Here is a 3,191-nt window from a genome sequence, read left to right on the forward strand (position 1 = left end):
ATAATTTTTACAGAAGCCGCCGTGGCAGGGGTTGCAATGGGGTATTCGGCTTCTTTTCCTTCCCGCCAGTCTCCCATGGCCGACTCTACAGCCGACTTTACGGCCTCCGGGTCAAAATTCCCGGCAACGTAAATAGTGGTGCGCCGGGCCCCGAGGTTCTCATTGTAAAAATCAGAAATATCAGATACCGTATACGAATCGATCTGCGCTTCGGTGGGAAAAACCCTTCCATACGGATGGTCCGGATATAATTCAGCATAGAATTCTTTATACGCCTGGCTTCCGGGTCGTGATAATTGTACGGCCAGGTTTCGTTTCATATCGCTTTTCAGCCGGTCTAATTCGTCTGCAGGCCATTTGGGGTTCCGCAGTACATCTGCCATAAGACGGATGGCGTTTGGAGCGAATTCATAGAGCACAGAAGTGGACAGGGACCCGGTATGCGCACCTATACCAATATTGAGATTTCCGCCCATAGCGGCCATTTCATCGGCTATTTGTCGGGATGTCCGGGTAGTGCTGCCTTCCTCCAGAAGGTCGGCCATCAAATCCGCCAACCATACCTGATTCTCCTTTTCATTGATATTCCCGGTCTTCAGGTTGAATCGGATACTGGCTTTCGGAATGGAGCCATAGGGTATAAGAACCAGAGTAAGACCATTGTCGTAGGAAATGACCTCTTTTTCTGGAAGGGTAAAGTTTTTGGGAGCTCCTCCCTCTGGCGGCAACTCTTTTTCCTGAGCCAGCAGGGCCGAAAAGGGGAGCAGGAGAGCCAGGGCGATGATATATCTTAATGTGTTCATTTTATTGGGTTTTTGCGTTAGCTGCTAATAGTGGATTTACCTCCAGAACGGTGCGGTTGCTGGTTCTGAGGTAATTGTCAATAGTATTCTTTACGGTCTCTACATCTACCTTTTTAAATTCATCCTCCAGCGTATTGATGCGGTCCGGGTTATCATCAAAGAGCGCAAAACTGCACAGCAAATCTGCTCTTCCCAGGCCAAATGTACCGCCAATATCGTCGTAGAGCTGAGATCGAATCTTGACAATTGCCTGATCGAGCATCTGCTGGTCTATCTGATCCCGTAGTCCCGTCATTACGGCGTCAATGGATTGCATGATAGCTTCTTTGCTCTCCGGGTCGTCAAAGGTGAAATCGTACATCCAAAGCATCGGGCCCTTATAATTGAACATATTTCCGAGATAATTGATTCCCCCGGATACATCCGAGGTAAAGCCCTTCTCATTTTCGAGTTTCTGAACCAGCAGGCTATTATCGCCCTGTATCAGAATTTGATCCAGCAGTCCCATGGCGTAATACTCCGGGGTGTTCCGCTCCGGCATATGATAGGCAAGGGCCAGGGCCGGTTTGTTGGCCAAAGAGTCATTCTTCACGAAATACTTCTCGGCTTCCTGGCGCGTTTCAGAGATATCGGGCTCCGGGGGCAGGGTTGCGGCCGGGATACTCCCGAAATACGTTTCTATCCAGGCCTTAGTCTGGGCGATATCGATGTCACCGACTACAGAGATTGCAGCATTATTAGGAGCGTAGAAAGTATCGAAGAAGCTACTCACATCCTCAAGGCTGGCTGCATCCAGGTCTTCCAGATCCCCATAAAAATTATGGGCGTTATACCAATTCTCATTGGCGTACTGGGGCATATCCAACCAGGGAAACCCCCCAAAAGGTTGGTTCAGTACATTGACTTTGACTTCATTTTTAACGACACCTTGTTGATTTTCAAGATTCTCCTGAGAAATATTGAGCCCTTTCATCCGATCTGCCTCGGCCCATAACATCGTTTCCAGTTTGTGTGACGGGACTATTTCAAAATAATTTGTGAAGTCGAAGCGGGTAGATCCGTTGAGGATACCCCCATTTTCCTGTACCAGCTTTATGAATTCCATCTTTCCAAGATTATCCGATCCCTGGAACATCATGTGCTCAAACAGGTGTGCGAAACCGGTGCGATCCCTGGGTTCATTGCGAAATCCAATATTGTAATACACCGCCACTATGGCCGTGGGAGAAGTGGTGTCTTCAGAGAGGATCACTTTCAACCCATTGTCCAGGGTGTAATAGGTGACCGGAACCTCGAATTTTGAAGCTGATGCTTCTTTACTTTTTTCCGCTTCACAGCTGCCGAGGAGTAGCAGGAAACTCAAAATTGCGCTGAGTCGCACAAGTCCATTAGGTGTCTTCATAAATCTGTTTTTACAGAGGGTTGTTTTAAAACTAACAGTAAGTCGTTATAGTCTTTAGTTTGTTACAGTACGTCTGCACAAAATATCAATAGGGTTCTGAGGGATACCAATCCAGGCGAATTACACGAATGTCCGGGTCGCCCCTGGTGACAAGGGTCTCAAAACGGCCTACATCGCTTACATCTGGTTTTCCCCTGTAGTGGTAGGGATAAACTTCAGCCGGGGCGAATTCAATCACGGCATCCGCAGCACTTTCCACATCCATCGTATATGGCAGGTTCATACAAACGAAGGCCTTATCAATGTCTTTAAGTGCCCGCATTTCCGGTATATCTTCTGTATCCCCGGAAAAATATACCCGGGTCCCGTCGTGTTCGAGCACATATCCATTTCCCCTCCCGGGGGTATGGAAAGCCTTGGCCTCGGGACGGAGGTTGTACATCGGGATGGCTGTCACCGATATTCCATAACGGGTTTTGGAGTCTCCATTGTCCAAAACATCTATTTGAGGGGCAAAAGCAGCGGGTAGTTTTTCGGCCACAGCATTGGGAACGATGATTTTAGCTTTTTGGGTATTCAGCCCTTGCAGGGTTTCCAGGCTGAAGTGATCTCCATGTATGTCTGTGATCAAAATAAGATCGGGGGCGGGAAAGGTGGTAAATGCTTCCGACCCGCCCACGGGATCGATATAAATGATCGTTTCGTTCCACTTGAGTACAGCTGTAGCATGGGCCACGGGATAAATTTTTAAAGCTGCCTGATCCGGCGTTTCCGGGTTTTCAGGCCTGGGTGTCGATTTCGGCTGGGAATATGCCAATGGCTGCTGCATAAAGAAAAATACAAGCAGGAGGGCAGTTGAATTTCGCAAGGTGTAAAAGGATTTCATATTATACGGATTTTACCAAATCTATTCGTTCTAAAGATAAAACCCTCTTAGCCCGAATGACCTCCAATAGGAATAAATATTTTCGATCCTGAAATCTAAA

3 protein-coding genes are annotated in these 3,191 nt (G+C 47.6%); all 3 read right to left on the reverse strand.

Annotated elements, in window-relative coordinates; genetic code table 11:
• Positions 1-803, reverse strand: an 803-nt coding sequence (locus tag WBV75_RS12650) for a M16 family metallopeptidase (protein ID WP_424120950.1), incomplete at its 3' end; no start/stop codon positions are given.
• Position 804: 1 nt separating this feature from the next.
• Positions 805-2,205: a M16 family metallopeptidase gene (locus tag WBV75_RS12655; protein WP_424120951.1), complete on the reverse strand. Its 1,401-nt coding sequence runs from the start codon at positions 2,203-2,205 to the stop codon at positions 805-807.
• Between the two features lie 85 nt (positions 2,206-2,290).
• Positions 2,291-3,091: an MBL fold metallo-hydrolase gene (locus WBV75_RS12660; RefSeq protein ID WP_424120952.1), complete on the reverse strand. Its 801-nt coding sequence runs from the start codon at positions 3,089-3,091 to the stop codon at positions 2,291-2,293.
• Between the last annotated feature and the right edge of the window lie 100 nt (positions 3,092-3,191).

It is taken from the genome of Robiginitalea sp. (genome assembly GCF_049588695.1).
Taxonomy (GTDB): domain Bacteria; phylum Bacteroidota; class Bacteroidia; order Flavobacteriales; family Flavobacteriaceae; genus Robiginitalea.